Source organism: Methanobrevibacter sp., assembly GCF_045220775.1.
Lineage (GTDB): Archaea > Methanobacteriota > Methanobacteria > Methanobacteriales > Methanobacteriaceae > Methanocatella.
Window position 1 is genome coordinate 15322 of record NZ_JBGUWC010000128.1, and the last position, 18834, is coordinate 34155.

The window sequence follows — 18834 nt, forward strand, 5'->3', positions numbered from 1 at the left end:
ATTACCCATTTGTATTTATTCATTGAAGATTAAATAATCTTCATGCATACTATAGCTATTTTTGATGTTAATTTCAAAACCAACAAAGAAAAGATTGAAAACATTTTAAGACACTTTGGACTTAGAAAAATTCAAACAAACACATACATTGGAAAATTAAGCAATGAGGATTTAAGTATTTTTAAAAAGGAAATTGAACTGACAATTCGTGAAAAAGATAGCATATTGATTTTGCCAATTTGTGATAAATGCTATTCTAAAAAAGAGACCTTCGGACGAGAAATAAACTTTAGTGAAAATTTGTACAGGGTGTTTTAACATGAATATTTTAATTGAAGGATTCAACAAATCAACCCAAAAAAAGATAACCAAATCGTCATAAAACAAAAAGATACTGTTTTAGATTCTATTAAAGCAAACCAAATATCCAGTTTAGTGATAATCGGGAAAGGATATATAACATTTGATGCATTAACATTAATTTCAAAAAATAATATTAAGCTGATTTCATTTGACTATACGGGTAAATTAAATTATTTAATGGAGTCACCAGATTGGAGAAATGTGAAAATTAAAAAACAGCAATATTTGTTAAGTGAAAACAAAAAAGGCATAAACATATCCCGTGAAATAATAAAATCAAAAATGATAAACCAAAAGGCAACACTAACAACATTCAACAAACACCGCAAGATTAAAGAAATAGATAAGATGAAAAACAATATTACCCTACAGATTAATGAATTGAATTCAATTAAACTAACAAATAATCATGAAAAAGTAAAAATGCAAATAATGGGGTGTGAAGGAAAAGCATCAGCTTATTATTGGAGGGGGATAAAATTATTAATCCCTAAAGACATAGGATTTGAAAAGAGAACCAAAAAACCAACAGATTTATTGAACTCAATGCTGAACTACGGATACGCAATTTTAGCAAGTGAAATAACTAAATCCATATTGATAAATGGGTTGGATCCATATTGTGGATTCTTACATTTTGACATGGACAAAAGAACAAGTTTAACATATGATTTAATAGAAGATTTTAGACAACAAATCGTTGACAAAACTGTGCTAAATCTTATCAATCGAAGACAAGTTACAAACGATGATTTAGATAAAAGAAACAATCCCATAAAATTAGAAAAGCAAAAACTGATTATTTCAAAAATTCAAGACAAAATACACTCAACCATAAAATATAATGAAGAAGAATTAACCTATGGCGAAATAATCAATAAACAATCATCAAATTTAGTAAAAACACTTTTAAATGATGAAAAATTTGAGGGATTTAATTTGCATTGGTGAGGACAACATTGAGATTTTCAGCTTGTAAAAAGTTGTCCTAAAAAAATTGTTTAACAACATAGTTTACTGAAGTTGTTTGGTAAGTTTTCGAGGACAACTACAAAATTTTTAAGGATGAAAATCATGACCAGAAAAAAAATTTTAAAGAAGAAAAATAAATATGTTAAATAACTAAAAGAGAAAAAAATATTAAGTGTTTAAATCGAATGTTTTGTAGAGCAATATTCAAAACACAGATTAAATAAAAACAACCTATTGCATTGTCTAATCTTTTTAGTGAAAAATATCCTTGCCCAAAAGACATCCTAAAAAAAATGTATATTTACCATTTACTACGAACATTCTCAACAAATACTAAAATAGGATTTTATTTAATTTTAACCATCAAATAATATTCATTGCCCATATAACAAATTTAATTGCACAATTTAATAAAATAACAAATTATTTATATGAAAAACAAAAGATTAAAGAAATTAAGATTTAATTACTTTTAGTTACAAAAATAGAAAACTTTATATAGTAACAAAAAGTAAGTAATAAATACTTATAAAAAAATTCATCAAAATGGAGAGTGAAAACTATGGTAGACTCTGAAACTATTGATGCAAAATTTTCTGAAAAAGAAGAAGAATTTACTGAAGAAGAAGTTGCCGATGAAAAAGACAAATTCGGTGAAACCAAAGAAAAATACGAAGAAACTAAAGAAAAAGGTAAAAATATTGCAGACAATGTAATTAACGACCTTTACAAAAGTATTGACGAATTCAGAGACAGCATTAAAAATATGCAAAAAAGTGCTGATCAAAAATATACTGATTATAAAAAAGCAACCGTTCAAACTTTAGACATTGATCTTGTAGAAACCAAAGATTTCTACTACATCAAAGCTGCAGTTCCTGGTGTTGAAAAAGAAGATGTTTTAATCGAAGCTAGTGACAACGACATCACTATCGAAACTTGTTTCAAACCATTTATCGAAGAGTTTGAAGAAGAAGACGAAGCTGAAGCTATCGTATCTGCTATCAAATCCGGAAAATGTGAAAAAACTGTAAGATTTGAAAACAGCATCGATATTACAAATATCTCTGCAAAATTCGCAAACGGAATCGTAACTGTTACTATTCCAAAATTAATTATACCAAAACATAAAGTAAATGTAGAATAGATTTTCTACATTTTTATCTCTTTTTTTTATTTTAAAAAAAATTAATACCTGACTTTTCCAATGTGTCTTGTTGCACCAGGATCTTCACCATTGAAGTGTGCCAAGTAATATACAAACCATTCCAGTGGAATTACCAATATGAATGGAGACAATAATTTATCGACATCAGCATAGTCTTTAAGCTCATAGATTATTGATTTTAACTCTAGGTTTTTGGAAAATTCAATGGCTTTATCAGTAATTACATCTGATTCAAACTCTGATTTTAAAATAATGATTGGAACATCCTTTTCAGCACGTTCTATTAATCCATGCCTGAATTCAGCTGAATATTCAGGGCAAGCATGCTTGATTGCACCTTCCATAAGCATTGTCATGGCCAATTTATAGGAAAGACCGAAGTTAGGACCACTGCCTAAACAGTAAAAAATGTCCTCATCCTTAAATTCTTCAGCCAATCGCTTGTTTTCATCTTCAGTTGAAACCAATAACTTTTCCAACATTTTAGGCATTTCAGCCAACTGATTCAATAATTCTGTTTTATTTTCATAGTCACTAGCTGCAAATAAGACTTGATAAAGACATGCTAATTGAGTAATATAAGTTTTAGTTCCTAAAATAGCTGTTTCTGTATCTCCTCTAGTAATAATTGGAGTTTTTGCTTCTTTAATCATGGAACTATCTGGTTCATTAGAGATAGATACAGTATGCAAACCAAATTCATTAGCCTTCCTAAGTGCTGCTAAAGTATCTGCAGTTTCACCTGATTGGGATGTGAAAATCGCAACGGAATTTTCACCTTCAGTTAACATTTTGTTGTAGAAAAATTCATAACCTGCATAAACTTCAATGTTTAGATTAGTACTGGACATGCGAATTGCATCACGTACACTATAACAAGTTGAAATAGAACTGCCACAACCAATTAGATAAATTTTATCAGCATCACAGACTAATTCAGAAACCTCTGCGAATTTTGGAAACTCGGATTCAAACGTTTTCCTAAGAGAATCTGGTTGCTCCATCATTTCATCATACATTTTATAGGTCATTCTAAAACTCCTTTAAAATTAAATAATATTAATTATATATTGTTAACCAACATATAAAAAGGTTTATTCAAAAAAAACAAAACATGATACTATGAAAATTGATTTATCATTAATCGGAATGGAAAAAGGACGACAATACGAAACAATCATTACTACAAAAAATGATGAAAACCTAAAAAATGCCGCTCCAATAGGAGTAATCTGTTCAGGCCCGGACACAATATTGAATCGTATCTTTAAGGGAAGCCATACCTTGGAAAACATTATCTCTCAAAGGGAGTTTGTCGTAAACATAACCCATGATCCTGAAATATTTACCGCATCGACACTTGGAAATCTTCCGCAGGACTACTTTAATGATGATTTGAGTTTAAAATGTGCGGATGCCTATTTCAAATGTGAAGTGGAAAGCTTGAAAGAGGCAGTCAAGCAAAGCGACCCCATTAAGAAGAAAGATGAAGCCATCGTGATCAAATCCAAAGTGACTGAACTGGTAATAAACAAGAATACCAAAGCGATGAACAGGGGCTTTGGCTATGTAGTCGAAACCCTATCCAATTTCAGCCGATTTGACCTCGTTGGCGAAGAACAAAAGCAGGAATATCTGAAAAGATTCAGGGAAGCGAATCGCGTTGTAAAAAAAGTAGGCTACATTGAAGACATTCAGGCAATGGATAAAATAAAAGAAGAATTAATAAAAAAAGGCTATGAGCCTTAATTTTTAATAACATCAATAAATTCAAAATTGTCTCCATCGAACAATCCCAAATCAGAGATTTTAAGTGATGGGATAACCAATAATGCCATGAACGCCATTGTCATGAACGGTGAATCAAGTTTGCAGCCTAATGCTGATGACATCCTGTGTAAAACATCTAATTTTTTAGCAACAACATATGCATCTTCATTTGTCATAAGCCCCGCAATAGGAAGGGATAGGGAATCACTGAAGTCTTCGCTTACAATTGCAAATCCTCCCTTATTGTCAATAATCTCATTTACGGCTTCAGCCATTGTCTCAGCGCAATAACCAACAACTATAATGTTATGTGAGTCATGCGCAACTGATGAAGCGATAGCTCCTTTTTTAAGGCCAAATCCTTTAATAAATGCATTGGCTACGGAATTTCCACCATATCTTTCAACGACAGATATCTTTAAGATATCTTCATAAATATCAGGTTGAACTTTACCATCTTTAACATTTAAGGTTGCGGTGGTCTTTCCAGTCAACAGTTCGCCATTGTAACATTCGATGACATTTACTTCACATTCGTCACCGTCAAAGTAAACTTCAAAGTCTTCAGCAGTCTTTTTGGTGGCATCGATTGAGTTTTCGGCTTCAACTTCCGTAACATCGAACAAAACGTTTTCACCATCGAATACACATTCACCGGCAACATATGTCTTAAGGATGTTGAAGTCCTCCAAATTGTCGATTACAACGAAATCTGCCTTTGCCCCTATTACGATTGAACCTGCATCCAGACCATAATGTGTCGCAGGGTTGATTGTTACCATTTCAATGGCTTTTATAATATCAATTCCCAAATCGGCAGCCTTTTTGACTGACTTATCTAAATAACCATGAATCAAATCGTTAGGATGCTTGTCATCACTGACTATGAAGTCAAATATCGGGGAGTAGATCCTTCTCTCCAAAACTTCAGTCGGGATTATTCCAAAACTGTCCTGATTTTTCAAGTGTTCAATGCGTTCTGAAAAATCAAAAAGAGCTTCCATATTTTTAGCAGATGAGCCATCACGTACCATAATTTTCATACCTTTCTGCTTTTTCTCAATAGCTTCTTGGAAATTACTGCATTCGTGGTCTGTTACGATACATTGTTCAAGGTATTTATCCAAATCTTCACCGGAAACCAGTGGGGCATGGCCGTCAATAGGCTTTTTGTACTTTCTTGCCAATTCCAATTTTCTTAAAACTTCATCATCCCCATTGATGACCCCCGGGAAATTCATCATTTCACCAAGTGCAACAATTTCATCCTTTTGAAGCAAGAATTCTATGTCATCAGAGTTTAAAATTGCGCCAGATGTTTCAAATGAAGTTGCAGGAACGCATGAAGGAGCTGTGAAATAAAAATTGAATGGAACTTGGGATGCATTTTCAATCATGAAATCAATTCCCTCGATTCCGCAGACGTTAGCTATTTCATGAGGATCGGATACGACAGAGGTTGTTCCATGACGCACCGCAATCTTTGCAAATTGAGCCGGAGTAAGCATTGAGCTTTCAATATGGATATGAGCATCAATAAATCCGGGGAGAATCAATCCTTCAACATCAATTTTGGTTTCTTCAGTAACGTGAATAGGAGTAATATCTTTAAAGACACCTTCATCAACTGTGATTCTGGCCGGATAAACCGAATCGGTCATAACATCCAAAATGTAAGCCGTAAATTTCATTCCTCTTCCTCCATCAAGGTTTGATAAAGAAGTGGCAAGAATGAACCGATGTCAGTTACGATGCCGACTACCTGTGCACTACCCCTATCTGACAATTTGGTAACTGTAGATGGGTTGATATCTACACAAATAGTTTTAACCCTTGAAGGGAGCATATTTCCTGTTGCGATTGAATGCAACATTGTGGCAATCATGATAACCATGTCCAATTGTTGAGCATATTTTCTCATTTCTTTTTGAGAATCCACTGTGTCTGTTATTACATCTGGAAGAGGTCCGTCATCACGAATGGACCCCGCAAGAACATATGGAACATCGTTTTTAATACATTCATACATAATTCCACCAGTCAATGTTCCGTCTTCAACGGCTTGCCTTATGGAACCGGAACGGTTAATCTTATTGATGGTCCTCATGTGGTGAGTATGGCCATGAGCTACAATCTTACCTGTTTCCACTTCAATTCCCAAGGAAGTGCCATAGATATTTGATTCCATATCATGAGTTGCCAGAGCGTTCCCTGCCATGATTACATCAATGTATCCTTCACGAACCAAAGCGGCCAAGTATTTACCGGAACCAGTATGGACAATAGCCGGTCCGCCGACAATACCTATTTTTCCGCCTTTGGCCTTAATCTCTTTCATTTCCTCTGCAATACCCCTAATAATATTCATTAATGGTTTTTCAGAGGATACGTCACTATTCATGAATTCGAAGACCTGTTGTTCATCCCTTGATCTGTTAGGTGGAGTAACTTTAACACCATCAAGACCAACAACAATCTTATCGCCCTTTTTAACATCTGCAATTGGTTTTACACAGGCTCTTTTATTTTCCTCATCGACAACAACCAAACAGTCCATTTCAATATCTTCAACAGGTATCCAATCTCCGCCGTAATAGATATGAGTAACATGGTTAGAAGATGAATAAAAACCTTCAGGAGCAACTTTATCTTTCTCGGATGCAACAAGATTAACTTCCTTAATTTCATCGATTGATGCACCAAGTACAGATAATTCATCTAGAATAGAATCTAATAATTCGGGAGATTCAGCTGAGACTTCAATCTTTGCATGACTTGTGTCTGACTTTTTTCGTCCAACTTCAATTTCCAATATATTAAATTCTCCGCCTTTGTCCATGATTATGCCCATTGTTTTGGTCAAAATCAATGAGTCGATAATATGTCCGGAAAGGTCAATATTTCTTTTTTCCATAACAATTTGCTCCATTTTTAGTTAATATAATAATTTTGGTTTTGGTGATATTTAATGATATTGTTATGGTTTAGAAAAATAATTAAAAATAAAAAAACATTGTAGAAACCTTCATTTAAATATTTGAATATTCTGTATATGTGCATAACACATTTTTGAGTTTTATTTATATTAAATGCAAGCACTATTCACCTATTTTGATATGGTTTCTACATCTTAAAAATTTCATCTGATGATTGCCCATATTTTTAATGACAATCAGACAATTTGTTATGATTGTTAACCTATTCCATTTTTGTTCCACATTCACCACAGAATTTCATATCTGCAGCAACTTTAGCTCCGCATTCCGGGCAAATATTATCAGGTTGATTCATAGGACTTCCACATTCACCACAGAATTTTGTATCAAGAGCTACGTTGGCTCCACAGTTAGGACAGGTAGCTGATAATGGTGAACCACAATTTCCACAGAATTTTGTATTCTTATTATTTGCTGAATTACAATTGGGACATATTACTTCATTTTCGTTAGCAACATTACCTCCAAATGAATTCATCATTACACTTTGACCGCCGCCTAAAAGATATTTTTCAATATGTTCAAATATTTCGCCCGGTAATTTTTTTTGATTATAAGCACCGACTGCAGCAGTAACCGCAAGCGGAGCAAATAAAACCATACCGACAGCACCGGCACCAATTTTATCTGACCATTTACCGTTTCCGATATTTACAGTTATAGTATCACTAATTTCAACTATTTGTACTTGGGTTGCCATAGTCATACCTGCAAGCTGTTTCCATCCTGATCCTTCTGGTTCTTTTGCTTGAACAAAGTAACCGTCTGGAGTTTTGGTACCTTCAGTAGTTAAATTTTTAGTACTTCTTAAAAAATTTTCAACTTCTTTTCCTACGGAACTTGCATCAATACCCTCCGGCAATCTAAAAACTTTTGATTCAGTCATAATATTTCCTCCAAAATTTGAGTCAATGAAATTTTAAAACTGTACAGAATTTATGAACACTTTTAAATCATCCAAATTATTTCCTTCCACACATACCATTTCAGTAGCATCTTCTGAAGGGATACCAACAAGGTAACTTCCATCTGAAGATCCGCCAACAGTGTTATTCCAAATATATAGATTTCCATCAATTAATGGTTCATCCATAAACACAGAATTAGATTTTAACATTTGTGGCAGATAATCAGTGATATTAGCTGCATTGAAGTCAGGAGCCATATTTGATACATTATAATAGTATACACTAAAATTTTGTCCAACATATTCCATATTAGCGCTTAATTTTGCAGAATATTGTCCTTCTTCAACAGGATTAGTAAAGTTTTCATCTTCAGGTACATCCATTTTAAATAGACCATCAAAATCGTGGTTTGTAGTTTCAACTGCATATACACTAGCTAATGATATAACTACTGCAAATACAGCCAATAAAGTAATAATTTTTTTCATTTTATTGCCTCCATTAGTGATAATTAATTTATTAAACACATAATATAAACATTGCTATTAGCATGCTAATATCATATACATATCAATATAATAGCGAAAGTTTAAATCTAAAACCATGAATAAGAAAGACGATATGAGCATCATATCCCTGCTGGCACGTTCCAAAAAAAGAATTAAGGTGCTAAAATCACTTGAAAAGGAAGATAAGATTCCATCAAAAATCGGCAAAGAAATTAATGATAACAGCAACCATATCTCCAAATACCTGAAAACCTTAAAGGATGCGGAGCTAGTGGAATGTCTTAACGAAGAGGATAAACGATACCGATTTTATAGCATCACCGATAAGGGCAAATACTACTTATATAAAGTAGAAAAAGACTACAACGACTGATTTTAAAAAAAAAGAAAAAAAGTTAAACTCACGGTTGTGAGTTTAAAGTCCGAAGAATAGGTATATTATAAATACAATCACTAGTATCCACATACCCAAACCTAATTTCTCTTTTTGTGCTGCGAGGCTTGCGACTGCGTAAACAACGAATCCCCATGCAATACCTAAAGAAATGGAGTATGTTAAAAGCATCATAATAATTGTCATGAATACAGAAGCTGCAACAACTAAACTGTTCCATTCAACTTCTTGCAATTGAACAACCATTAAAATACCGACTATTACTAATGCTGCACAAGTAACTGGAGATGTGAATAAAGCTAATATTAATGGAGTAAAGAATATTGATAATATGAATAGGATACCAGTAACAATAGCTGTTAAACCAGTTTTACCTCCAAGACCGATACCTGCTGCACTTTCTACATATGCGGTAACGGTACTTGTACCGAATACAGCACCAATAATACCTGCGATTGCATCACTTAAGAACGCATTTTCAATACCGACAGCTTGACCTTCTTCATCGATGAATCCGCATTGTCTACCTAATGCCATTAAAGTTCCTGTTGTATCGAAGAATGTAACGAATACAAGTGAGAACAACATCATAATCAAGTTTGGAATATTATTGAATAGGTCTCCAAATCCTCTAAGGAATCCGGCAAATAATGATACGTCAAAATCAGCAGAGATGAACTGTGCTGGTAAAGCAGGCATTAACGGATCTCCTACACCATATCCAACTGCACCGAATATTAAACCGATAATTGCAGTTAAAACTAATCCGATAAATACAGCCGCTGGTATTTCTTTTACATATAAAACTAAAGTAATGATAATACCGATTAATGCAAGAAGTGCTGGAGCAGCTAAAAGGTTACCCATAGTAACGAAAGTAGATGGATCAGCTACAATAATTCCTGCACCTTTTAAACCTAAGAATGCCAAGAAAAATCCAATAGCAGCACCAATACCGAGTTTTAAGTCAAGAGGAATCAAGTTTAAAATAGCTTCCCTTAAACCGGAAATGGTGATTATTAAAAAGATTATACTTGAAATGAATACTGCTGCAAGCGCAGTTTCCCAAGAGTTACCCATTGTCAAAATAATAGTATATGTAAACAATGCATTTAGTCCCATACCTGGAGCTAATCCGACTGGATATTTAGCAACTAGCCCCATAATTATACAAGCAATACCGGAAGCAACTGCGGTAGCAAATAATACTCCGGTAGCAGGCATACCTCCATCTGCTAAGATTACTGGGTTTACCCCTAAAATATAAGCCATAGCAAGGAATGTTGTAATACCTGCAATGATTTCAGTTTTGAAATCAGTTCCATTTTCCTTAAATTTGAAAAAATCTTCCAACATATAACACCTCATCAGAAAAACATTAAATTCCGATATTAATAATTTTTAAAAAACATGGTAATAAATATTATCTATTCAATTTAAACTGACAAGGATATAAAAATTAATGTAATTCAACATCATATCCAAAGGAAAATAAGTTAATCTAGTTAAAAACAGTTATATTAGATTATCTTTAGATTATTACATTAAATCATTCTATTAATGTTAAAAAATCATAAATCAATTTTGCTGCAACAACTGCCGTATTGTCTCCAAGCCTATTGCTTGCAGTTTCAACAACATCCAAACCTACAACATTTTTTCTGCATAGTGTTTCAAGAATTGTTTCGAGTTCTGAAATAAACAGGCCACCTGGAGTTGGATTGCCTACATTAGGTGCAAATGCCGGATCCACCACATCCATATCGATTGAAATATAAATCGGACCATCAATATTTACCAAAAAGTATTCAATTGCATCCATGTGTCTGTGAACATCCTTATTTCTGAATGTTTGAATGTTATAAGTTGATTTTACAAATTCCTCTTCCTCTTGAGAAGAGGACCTTATTCCAATTTGGACCAAATCAACACCCATTTCATGAATTCTCCTCATTACTGTCGCATGTGAATATTTTTCGCCGATGAATTCGAATGCAAGGTCTCTGTGAGCATCCAAATGGATTACAGTTAATTTATCATATTTTTCGGCCAATACTTTAACGGCTCCAATAGATGCTGAATGTTCACCGCCAATAATTATTGGCTTTATATTTAAATCAATCATTTCACGAACTGTGCTTTCTATGATATTGCAAGTTTGCTCACAATTTCCCGGAATGACATTAACATCCCCAAAATCATAAAAAGTAGTGGTTAATTCTTTATTAAAAACAGAATTGTATTTTTCAAAACCAAATGATGCTTCACGCACAACGATTGGTCCTAAACGTGCTCCGGAGTGATAAGAAGTAGTGCTATCAAAGGGAACTCCGATTATCCCAAATGAATTTTCTTTTATATCCTCATTTTCATGAGAAAATGCAAATTTCCATGGTTCATAAGTATTTAAAAGCATAATAAATCTTATAAAAGGAAAATAAATAAGAGAACCTAAGCGGATCCTCTAGTTCTCATTATTTTCATATTTCCTAAAGCGACAATGTATTCAACTTCAATACCTTCAACAATGTCATTTTTTAAGTCTTCAGGCATTGGTAAGTCAATGGTATCGTAGTTTTCCATGTCCATGATTTGAACTGTGTCGCCTTGGATAGATATAACTTGTCCTAATCTTTTATCAATAATAGGAATATCTACTTTGTTGTCTACAGGTTTTACGAGACTTCTTTTTTGGTTGTCGAAAACACCTACAGCTTCAATTCTTGCTTTTGCTGCTCCGTGTTTACCTGGAGATGAAGTAGTGTAACTGATAATCTTACAAGCTTCTCCGCCTAATACGATATATTTTCCAACTTTTAATGTTTTAATTTCTACAACTTTTGTTGACATTAATTTTCCTCCATATTTATAAAAACCGGTTTTTAATCTATTAATAAGGAATATTATTAGATTAGTATAAACTATATTGTCCATTTTATATAAAGTATTCGGCAAATTCAAATAATTTTTGATGTTTAATTGCACTATTGAAAAAAAGAGAAAAAATTAGTGATTAGATTAACCCATTATTAAATGAATATAACCACAATGAAACGGCAGCAAGGATTAGAATGACGATTACCCATACAATAATGAATATCTTTTTGTTATCCCTTTGGCCTTTGATTATATAACTTTCACCCGGCTTATCTGAGGAGTGTTGTTTTGTGTTTTTGTAAAGCTCATCGTTTCTCAGATAATTGTAGAACATGCGGGTCATAAAATAAAAGACTACAACAAACAGGAGCCCAACATATGGAACTGATCCTCCATTGAAGAATATTGCGATGATAGAGGACATTACTAACATTAACAACATGAAAAAGCATACTGATAAAATTATTGATGAAGATCTATTTAAAATCATTAGGCACACCTAAATTTATTTATATTTTCATTATTTAAATAATTTATTTAAAACATAAAGAACAAACCTAAACTTAGTGATAAAATGAAAATAGCTATTGTATCTGGAAAAGATGAAGGGCCAACAAAATTGAATGCATTTGACAATGCATTAACAGATGCTGGAATCGGAGATGTTAACCTGATAAAAGTATCTAGCATGCTTTCCGGTAATGCAGAAATTAAAGCATTGCCAAAACTAAAGGCAGGAGCTATGGTAAACTGTGTCCTATCAGAGATTACGTCAAACAATCCTGGTGATGAAATTGCAGCAGTAATTGCAGTAGCTATTGGAGATAAGTTAGGTTGTGTAGTTGAAACAACCGGAATTAATAAAGAGCTTAATGACTTGATTGATGAAGCAAAAATGATGGTTGAATATATGATGGAAAAACGTGGAGTGGAAATTAAAGATTTGATTGTCGAGTACTCCACAACAACTGTTGAAAGCATTGCATCAGTTGTCGCATCAGTCGTATACTTAAATGATGACATTATAGAGGGATAAAAAATGGATGCTAAAGATAAACAGATTGCAACAGACTTAGCCTATGAAATTATCCGCGAAGTAAACAGGGCCATAAGGCCTTACGTTGGAAAAGCAGAATCCGGCGAAAAAATAAAAATGGGTGCAGATGGAACACCAACCTCCTTAATTGATATAATAGCTGAAGATAAATTAATCAATATCCTAAAAAATGCCCCTGTACTCTCATATATTGTAAGCGAAGAAATTGGAGAGTTGAAACTTGGCCGTGGAACCAAAAGAAGCATCACACTTACACACGAACTTAGGCGTGAAGATTTGACTGAAGAGGAAACCCCTAAATTTATTTTCTTAATTGACCCTGTTGATGGAACAAACAATGCGATTAAAGAAATTCCCGCTTACGGCATTTCAATAGCCGTTGCAGATGTTAATCAGGGCCGTCTTGCAACTTTAAATGATGTTCAGTTAGGTTTTGTAAGCAATTTTGCCAACGGTAACTTTTTTGAAGCTGAAAAGGGAAAAGGATGCTGGTTAAACAATGAAAAAGTCGAGCCAAGTGACATTGTAAATATCAGTGACATGACTCTTGGAGGATTTACAAAAAGCGGAACATCACAAGCTTCCAAATTAGTTGATAATGCTCGCCGTATGCGCGTACTTGGAAGTGTAGTATTGGAACTGTCTTATGTTGCAAGTGGAAGATATGACGCATTCTTGGACCTTAGGGGAAGTAGAATCATTGATATTGCTGCTTCTAAGCTAATTCTTGAAGAGGCAGGGTGCATCATTACAAACAAATACGGCCAAAAGATTAACAACAACTTAAGCATCTATGAAAAAGCGGTTGTGGTAGCTGCAAACAATAAAATACTCCACAAACAGATGATTGATATCTTAAACGATAATGAAACTGATTTTATTGGGAAAGTAGGAGTAATAGCAAGAATTGACCAAGAGCGACCAATAATTTTTGCAGCGCAGGTAATTGACTATCTCTTAACCAACGGCCGTGAAGTGATTATTGAAAGGCGTTTAGCTCATGAAATTACAAAATTGAAAGAAGACCCCGAATTAGATAAAATCATTGAAAAAGTAAAAGTGGAATATCCTGAAATTGCCCATTTGCTTGATGACATTAACTTCAACATTGACTTTAACCAGCTTGCCAAAGACATTTTTGACTTTGACTGCGACATGGCTGTGATTCTTGGAGGAGATGGAACCTTGCTTAGAGCACAGGCCAAAATGAATCCTGACATCCCAATATTTGGTATTAACATGGGTACAGTTGGATTCTTAACAGAAATTGAAGCAACACATACTTTTGAAGCTTTAAATGACATTCTAAAAGGCGATTACTACAGGGAAAAAAGGTCACGCCTTGTAGTTTCACACGAAAACCACCAGTACAGCGCAATGAATGAAGTGGTTATAATGACTGATAAAACAGCAAAAATGCTTCATTTTGAAATCCAAGTAGACGGCGAGATAATTGAAGATGTAAGGGCTGACGGATTAATTGTTTCAACCCCTAGCGGTTCTACAGCATATGCAATGTCTGCCGGAGGCCCGATAGTCGATCCTAAAGTAGAAGGATTTATCATCATACCAATTTGCCCTTATAAACTTGGAGTCAGGCCGTTTGTCGTGTCTGACAGCAGTGAAATAACTGTAAAATTGCTTAAAAAAGGTAAAAGTGCAGTTTTCGTAATGGATGGGCAAATTAATGAAGAAGCAGAATATGAAGAAGAAATCAAGTTCAAAAAATCAGACAAAGATGCAATTTTCATTAGAACTTCTTCAAAATACTTCTATGAAAAAGTGAAAGACAAATTAAGCTAGTGGAAAAATGAACAATTTAGTGATTGACTTAACCCATGGCGGAGTCAAGATTGCAGTTAGCCTTGCTAAAAAAGGGAAAAATGTCATCGCATATGATATTTACAACACATTAAAAAGCATTGATGCAAAAATGCTTGCCATTTACAATATTGATCTAATCCAACTGGCTGATTTGGCTGATTTTAAAGGGGATATGAATGTAATCTATCCAATTCATTTGCCATTAACCCATGAAGAGATAATTTCATATAATCCCAATTTGAATTATACATTCCAAACCCACCATGAGATAATCGGCGAGCTTTTAAAAGATTGGGCGTGCGACATTCCCAAAGTTGAGATTACAGGAGTCAAAGGAAAAACCTCCTCAGTCTTTATGCTTAAAGAGATTCTAATTGATGAGAATCCATTAATCCTGTCCAGCTTAGGCAGCATACTTTATGAAGATGGAAAAGAGATTGTCCTAAAACGGAACATTTCAATAACTCCCGCAAATATCAAGGAAACAATTGACCTTGCATATAAAATAGCCAATCCGGTTTGCCAAATTGCAGATGGCATTGTTAAAAGTGAAAACCTAAGGAAATACAATTCTGCCATTTTTGAATCCTCTTTGGGAGTGAGTGGTATTGGAGATGTCGGAGTTTTGTTAAATATTGCTGAGGATTACCCAATAGCCAAAGGCAGAAGCAGTGCATCTGAAGCTAAAAAACAGGTATTTAGGTGCAAAACAGTGGTATGTGAAAAAGAAGCATTTGACATGTATTATCAGAATGTGAAACATGATAAGGTGAATACATTTTCACTAACAGATTCAAACTCAAACCTTTATTTGAAAAGCGTTGACTATTCCTTAGATGAAACTTACATAAACGTTGCTTACAAAGATGTTAAAACCATTAATGGCAATGCCGTTTCAGGTGAAATGGACTTGAAAGTATTTGCGCCGGGAAGGCATAATGTAAGTAATGTATTGGGAGTTATCCTAACTGCTTTAACTTTAGAAATCCCCCAAGATAAAATCATAAACGGCATTAAGAAATACAAAGGAATTCCCGGCAGAACCAATAAAAAGCAAATTGGAAACTCCATAATTATCGAAGAAATCAATCCTGGAATTAACACAAAAGCCATTGAAGAGTCAATTAATATGATCAGCAATTTAGATGACTATTATGTGGCGATTGGCGGAGACTATGGAATTACCTGTGAGGAAATTGATGAAGGCAAAGTTAGCGAATTTTTGGATTCTCAAAATTGTAAGATTATTTTAACCGGTGATGTGGGAGAGTCAATTTCTCATAAAATGAGTAAAAACTGCGAATTAGTTAAAAACTACAATGACGTTTATGACATTGCCTTAAAAAATAATAAAAACCTTCTTTTTATTTATCGCTCAGATTACAGGAAACTTTCTCAAAGATGAATTTTTCAAAAATTGTAAACATTTAATTAATATTAATTGTAAAAATTAATAATGTAACAAAAACTTATAAGTTAAAACTTATATAGTTCATTTTTAAATTTTGGAGAATAATTTATGATTGTTGGAACACGAGGAAGTCAACTAGCTTTAGCACAAACAAAACAAGTCTGTGCCGATTTATCTGCAATGACCGGTAAAGCTATTGATATAGAGATTATTAAGACAAAAGGAGACAAAATTACTACTTCCCAATTATATAATATGGATTCTAAAGGCCTTTTTACAAAGGAACTTGACATTGCACTTTTAGAAGAGGAAGTTGATTTTACTGTCCACAGTTTTAAGGATCTTCCAACCGAACTTGATGAGGATCTGGAAATCGTAGCGGTTCCAAAACGTGAATCTCCAAATGAAGTTCTTATTTCTTCTAAATCATGGGCGGAACTTGGCGAAGGCTCCAAACTTGGAACCAGCAGCCTTAGACGAGAGGCCTTCTGTAATCTTTATGACAAAGGTTTCGAACTTAAGCCTATCAGGGGAAATATTGAAACCAGAATTGATAAAGCGCTTAATAGTGATTTGGATGCAACCATCATGGCACAGGCTGGAATCAAAAGGTTAAATCTTACAGAATACATCAAAGAGGTATTTCCACTAGATTATATCACACCACCTGCAGGCCAAGGAGCATTAGCGATAATCACTAGAAAGGATTATGATAAAAAAGAGCAAATCAAAAAATTGAATGATTATGTATCAATGCAGGAAGTTCTTGCAGAAAAAATGGTATTGGAAGAGCTTGGTGTAGGTTGCCAATGGCCAATCGGTGCTATAGCTCGCATGAATGACAAAGAATTCAATATTTATTCAATCTTATTGACTAAAGAAGGGGAAATCCTTTCCCAACAAACTGAGAAAGGTTCTATAAGAGATGCGATTGAACTTGGAAGACGCATTGGGGAACATTTCCAAGATCATGTTTAAACGGAGGAATTAAATTGAAAACTGTTAACGTAGGAGTTATTGGGGTAGGTGCGATGGGTGAAAACCACGTTCGTGTCTATCACAAAATGGAAGAAGCAAATTTGGTTGCTGTAAGCGATGTAAGTGAAAGAGCACTGAAAAAAATAGAGAAAAAATATGGTGCTAAAGGATTTACTGAATACAGTGAACTATTAGAAAACCCTGAAATCGAAGCTGTGAGCGTATGTGTTCCAACAACATTTCACCATGCAGTAGTAATGGAAGCAATAGAAAATGGAAAACATGTTTTAGTAGAAAAGCCAATTGCATTTACATTAGAAGAAGCTGAAGAAATGATTGCTGCTGCTAAAGAAGCTGGAGTATTGCTTGCAACTGGACACGTTGAAAGATTTAATCCTGCTGTTAGGAAAGCTAAAGAACTTATTGATGACGGAGTAATTGGAGATGTTGTATCTGCATTTGCAAAAAGGGTAGGACCGCTCCCGCCAAGAATTAAAGATGTTGGTGTTTCAATAGACTTAGCTATTCACGATTTAGACATTATGAATTATTTGTTTGAAGAGGAAGTCACTCAAGTTTACGGATCAATGAACTGCAGTTTTGATGACAGTGAATTTGAAGACCATGCCGAAATCATGGTAAACTTCGATAACGAATCAACTGGAATAATTGAAGTAAATTGGTTAACTCCATACAAACGCAGAGAACTAGAGCTTACAGGTACTGCCGGAATCATATCTGTAGATTACATTAAACAAAGCATTGAAGTTTATGGTAAATTTGCTCAGGATATCCAGATTAAACATGAAGAACCTCTCAAAGGTGAATTAAAATCATTCTTAAATGCTGTAGTGAATAACACTGAACCGGAAATTACCGGTGAAGATGGACTTAAAGCCCTTAAAATGGTTATTGCTGCAAACAGATCATCCAAAGAACATAAACCAATTAGTTTTGATGAACTCTAAAAAAGGTGATAAGGTGAAAGAAAAATTAATCGCAAAAGCACAAGAATTAAGACAACACGGTTTCACAACCGGAGAAATTGCAGATGAACTTAATGTGAGTATGGACACTGCCAGATGGTTAATTCTTCAAAAAACTGAAGAAGTAAAAACTGAAGCTCCTGTTGACTTTGCTATTAATTGGAAAAGCATCGGAGGCAACTCCACACGATTAAGTTATGTTTCAGGTGCTTTAAGTGATATGGCTTTATCACATGGAGATGCAGATACCATTGTTGGAATTGCAGTTAGCGGCGTTCCATTTGCAACCGTAATGGCTGATTTTATTGAAGACATGACTGGAGAAGACACATCCATTGCTATTTTCCACCCAAACAAACACAGAAAAGATACTGATATTGAAGATGAAGGAACCATCAGTACTAACTTCGGAAGTGTCGAAGGGAAAAAGGTAGTTATTGTAGATGATGTCATTACCAGCGGAAAAACAGCTGAGGAAGTTATTCATACAGTAAGAGATTTAGGCGGTGAACCGACCTGTGTTACTGTTTTGATTGATAAAGCAGGATTATCCGAGATTGAAGGAGTTCCTGTCGAATCTTTAATTAAAGTAAGTAGATTATAATCTACTTTCATTTCTTA

General features: G+C 34.1%; 20 protein-coding genes. 11 read left to right on the plus strand and 9 right to left on the minus strand.

Annotated features, from left to right (window positions below):
* The first annotated feature begins 42 nt into the window (after nt 1-42).
* The 3 genes from cas2 (at nt 43) to ACJROP_RS08770 (ending at nt 2482) form a co-directional block, all read left to right on the plus strand.
* Entirely contained in the window at nt 43-318 is a 276-nt protein-coding gene (gene cas2 / locus ACJROP_RS08760) for a CRISPR-associated endonuclease Cas2 (protein WP_406535090.1), read from the plus strand.
* Between the two features lie 90 nt (nt 319-408).
* Nucleotides 409-1314 carry a CRISPR-associated endonuclease Cas1 gene (gene cas1, locus ACJROP_RS08765; RefSeq protein ID WP_406535130.1) on the plus strand — a complete coding sequence of 302 codons (906 nt, stop codon included), beginning with the start codon at nt 409-411 and terminating at the stop codon, nt 1312-1314.
* 583 nt (nt 1315-1897) lie between these two features.
* A complete protein-coding gene (locus ACJROP_RS08770; protein ID WP_406535091.1) occupies nt 1898-2482 on the plus strand; it encodes an Hsp20/alpha crystallin family protein in 585 nt (194 codons plus the stop codon).
* Between the two features lie 41 nt (nt 2483-2523).
* Here the strand turns inward: ACJROP_RS08770 and ACJROP_RS08775 are convergent, their stop codons facing one another.
* Complete coding sequence (locus tag ACJROP_RS08775) at nt 2524-3534, minus strand: SIS domain-containing protein (RefSeq protein ID WP_406535092.1); 1011 nt, start codon at nt 3532-3534, stop codon at nt 2524-2526.
* A 91-nt stretch (nt 3535-3625) separates the two neighbouring features.
* On the opposite strand from ACJROP_RS08775, the gene ACJROP_RS08780 reads away from it, so the two are divergent.
* Nucleotides 3626-4252, plus strand: a complete 627-nt coding sequence (locus ACJROP_RS08780; protein ID WP_406535093.1) for a DUF447 domain-containing protein — start codon at nt 3626-3628, stop codon at nt 4250-4252.
* Here ACJROP_RS08780 and ade read toward each other — a convergent pair.
* The 4 genes from ade to ACJROP_RS08800 all read right to left on the minus strand — a co-directional run bounded on the left by ade (nt 4249) and on the right by ACJROP_RS08800 (nt 8644).
* Nucleotides 4249-5964, minus strand: a complete 1716-nt coding sequence (ade, locus tag ACJROP_RS08785; protein WP_406535094.1) for an adenine deaminase — start codon at nt 5962-5964, stop codon at nt 4249-4251. The two genes, ACJROP_RS08780 and ade, sit on opposite strands and share 4 nt — an antisense overlap.
* Nucleotides 5961-7187, minus strand: coding sequence for a TIGR00300 family protein (locus ACJROP_RS08790; RefSeq protein WP_406535095.1), 1227 nt, complete (start codon nt 7185-7187; stop codon nt 5961-5963). Before ACJROP_RS08790 ends, ade begins: the two co-directional genes overlap by 4 nt.
* A gap of 284 nt (nt 7188-7471) precedes the next feature.
* Complete coding sequence (locus tag ACJROP_RS08795) at nt 7472-8155, minus strand: zinc ribbon domain-containing protein (RefSeq protein ID WP_406535096.1); 684 nt, start codon at nt 8153-8155, stop codon at nt 7472-7474.
* 33 nt (nt 8156-8188) lie between these two features.
* On the minus strand, nt 8189-8644 hold the full coding sequence (locus ACJROP_RS08800) for a hypothetical protein (RefSeq protein ID WP_406535097.1): 456 nt from the start codon (nt 8642-8644) through the stop codon (nt 8189-8191).
* A 136-nt stretch (nt 8645-8780) separates the two neighbouring features.
* Between ACJROP_RS08800 and ACJROP_RS08805 the strand changes: the two genes are divergently transcribed.
* Complete coding sequence (locus ACJROP_RS08805) at nt 8781-9059, plus strand: winged helix-turn-helix domain-containing protein (RefSeq protein ID WP_406535098.1); 279 nt, start codon at nt 8781-8783, stop codon at nt 9057-9059.
* 42 nt (nt 9060-9101) lie between these two features.
* Here the strand turns inward: ACJROP_RS08805 and ACJROP_RS08810 are convergent, their stop codons facing one another.
* The 4 genes from ACJROP_RS08810 to ACJROP_RS08825 form a co-directional block, all read right to left on the minus strand.
* Nucleotides 9102-10436, minus strand: coding sequence for an NCS2 family permease (locus tag ACJROP_RS08810; RefSeq protein WP_406535099.1), 1335 nt, complete (start codon nt 10434-10436; stop codon nt 9102-9104).
* Nucleotides 10437-10629: 193 nt separating this feature from the next.
* Entirely contained in the window at nt 10630-11496 is an 867-nt protein-coding gene (speB, locus tag ACJROP_RS08815) for an agmatinase (protein WP_406535100.1), read from the minus strand.
* A gap of 35 nt (nt 11497-11531) precedes the next feature.
* Complete coding sequence (locus tag ACJROP_RS08820; RefSeq protein ID WP_406535101.1) at nt 11532-11930, minus strand: translation initiation factor IF-5A; 399 nt, start codon at nt 11928-11930, stop codon at nt 11532-11534.
* Nucleotides 11931-12093: 163 nt separating this feature from the next.
* On the minus strand, nt 12094-12447 hold the full coding sequence (locus tag ACJROP_RS08825) for a hypothetical protein (protein ID WP_406535102.1): 354 nt from the start codon (nt 12445-12447) through the stop codon (nt 12094-12096).
* Between the two features lie 84 nt (nt 12448-12531).
* Between ACJROP_RS08825 and ACJROP_RS08830 the strand changes: the two genes are divergently transcribed.
* From ACJROP_RS08830 to ACJROP_RS08855, 6 genes are all read left to right on the plus strand, one after another.
* Nucleotides 12532-12993, plus strand: a complete 462-nt coding sequence (locus ACJROP_RS08830) for a pyruvoyl-dependent arginine decarboxylase (protein WP_406535103.1) — start codon at nt 12532-12534, stop codon at nt 12991-12993.
* A 3-nt stretch (nt 12994-12996) separates the two neighbouring features.
* A complete protein-coding gene (locus tag ACJROP_RS08835) occupies nt 12997-14817 on the plus strand; it encodes a bifunctional NADP phosphatase/NAD kinase (protein WP_406535104.1) in 1821 nt (606 codons plus the stop codon).
* Between the two features lie 7 nt (nt 14818-14824).
* Complete coding sequence (cfbE, locus tag ACJROP_RS08840) at nt 14825-16243, plus strand: coenzyme F430 synthase (protein WP_406535105.1); 1419 nt, start codon at nt 14825-14827, stop codon at nt 16241-16243.
* Between the two features lie 114 nt (nt 16244-16357).
* On the plus strand, nt 16358-17227 hold the full coding sequence (gene hemC, locus ACJROP_RS08845; protein WP_406535106.1) for a hydroxymethylbilane synthase: 870 nt from the start codon (nt 16358-16360) through the stop codon (nt 17225-17227).
* A 14-nt stretch (nt 17228-17241) separates the two neighbouring features.
* Nucleotides 17242-18195: a Gfo/Idh/MocA family oxidoreductase gene (locus ACJROP_RS08850; RefSeq protein ID WP_406535107.1), complete on the plus strand. Its 954-nt coding sequence runs from the start codon at nt 17242-17244 to the stop codon at nt 18193-18195.
* A gap of 13 nt (nt 18196-18208) precedes the next feature.
* Nucleotides 18209-18817, plus strand: a complete 609-nt coding sequence (locus ACJROP_RS08855) for an orotate phosphoribosyltransferase-like protein (protein ID WP_406535108.1) — start codon at nt 18209-18211, stop codon at nt 18815-18817.
* Nucleotides 18818-18834 lie beyond the last annotated feature (17 nt).

Excerpts from the sequence above, each read along its gene's own strand:
- ade (WP_406535094.1), bottom strand. The coding sequence starts at position 5,964 with ATGAAATTTACGGCTTACATTTTGGATGTTATGACCGATTCGGTTTAT.
- ACJROP_RS08780 (WP_406535093.1), top strand. The coding sequence starts at position 3,626 with ATGAAAATTGATTTATCATTAATCGGAATGGAAAAAGGACGACAATAC.
- cas2 (WP_406535090.1), top strand. The coding sequence starts at position 43 with ATGCATACTATAGCTATTTTTGATGTTAATTTCAAAACCAACAAAGAA.
- ACJROP_RS08820 (WP_406535101.1), bottom strand. The coding sequence starts at position 11,930 with ATGTCAACAAAAGTTGTAGAAATTAAAACATTAAAAGTTGGAAAATAT.
- ACJROP_RS08775 (WP_406535092.1), bottom strand. The coding sequence starts at position 3,534 with ATGACCTATAAAATGTATGATGAAATGATGGAGCAACCAGATTCTCTT.
- ACJROP_RS08805 (WP_406535098.1), top strand. The coding sequence starts at position 8,781 with ATGAATAAGAAAGACGATATGAGCATCATATCCCTGCTGGCACGTTCC.
- speB (WP_406535100.1), bottom strand. The coding sequence starts at position 11,496 with ATGCTTTTAAATACTTATGAACCATGGAAATTTGCATTTTCTCATGAA.
- ACJROP_RS08795 (WP_406535096.1), bottom strand. The coding sequence starts at position 8,155 with ATGACTGAATCAAAAGTTTTTAGATTGCCGGAGGGTATTGATGCAAGT.
- ACJROP_RS08790 (WP_406535095.1), bottom strand. The coding sequence starts at position 7,187 with ATGGAAAAAAGAAATATTGACCTTTCCGGACATATTATCGACTCATTG.
- cfbE (WP_406535105.1), top strand. The coding sequence starts at position 14,825 with ATGAACAATTTAGTGATTGACTTAACCCATGGCGGAGTCAAGATTGCA.
- ACJROP_RS08830 (WP_406535103.1), top strand. The coding sequence starts at position 12,532 with ATGAAAATAGCTATTGTATCTGGAAAAGATGAAGGGCCAACAAAATTG.
- ACJROP_RS08825 (WP_406535102.1), bottom strand. The coding sequence starts at position 12,447 with ATGATTTTAAATAGATCTTCATCAATAATTTTATCAGTATGCTTTTTC.
- hemC (WP_406535106.1), top strand. The coding sequence starts at position 16,358 with ATGATTGTTGGAACACGAGGAAGTCAACTAGCTTTAGCACAAACAAAA.
- ACJROP_RS08835 (WP_406535104.1), top strand. The coding sequence starts at position 12,997 with ATGGATGCTAAAGATAAACAGATTGCAACAGACTTAGCCTATGAAATT.
- ACJROP_RS08770 (WP_406535091.1), top strand. The coding sequence starts at position 1,898 with ATGGTAGACTCTGAAACTATTGATGCAAAATTTTCTGAAAAAGAAGAA.
- ACJROP_RS08810 (WP_406535099.1), bottom strand. The coding sequence starts at position 10,436 with ATGTTGGAAGATTTTTTCAAATTTAAGGAAAATGGAACTGATTTCAAA.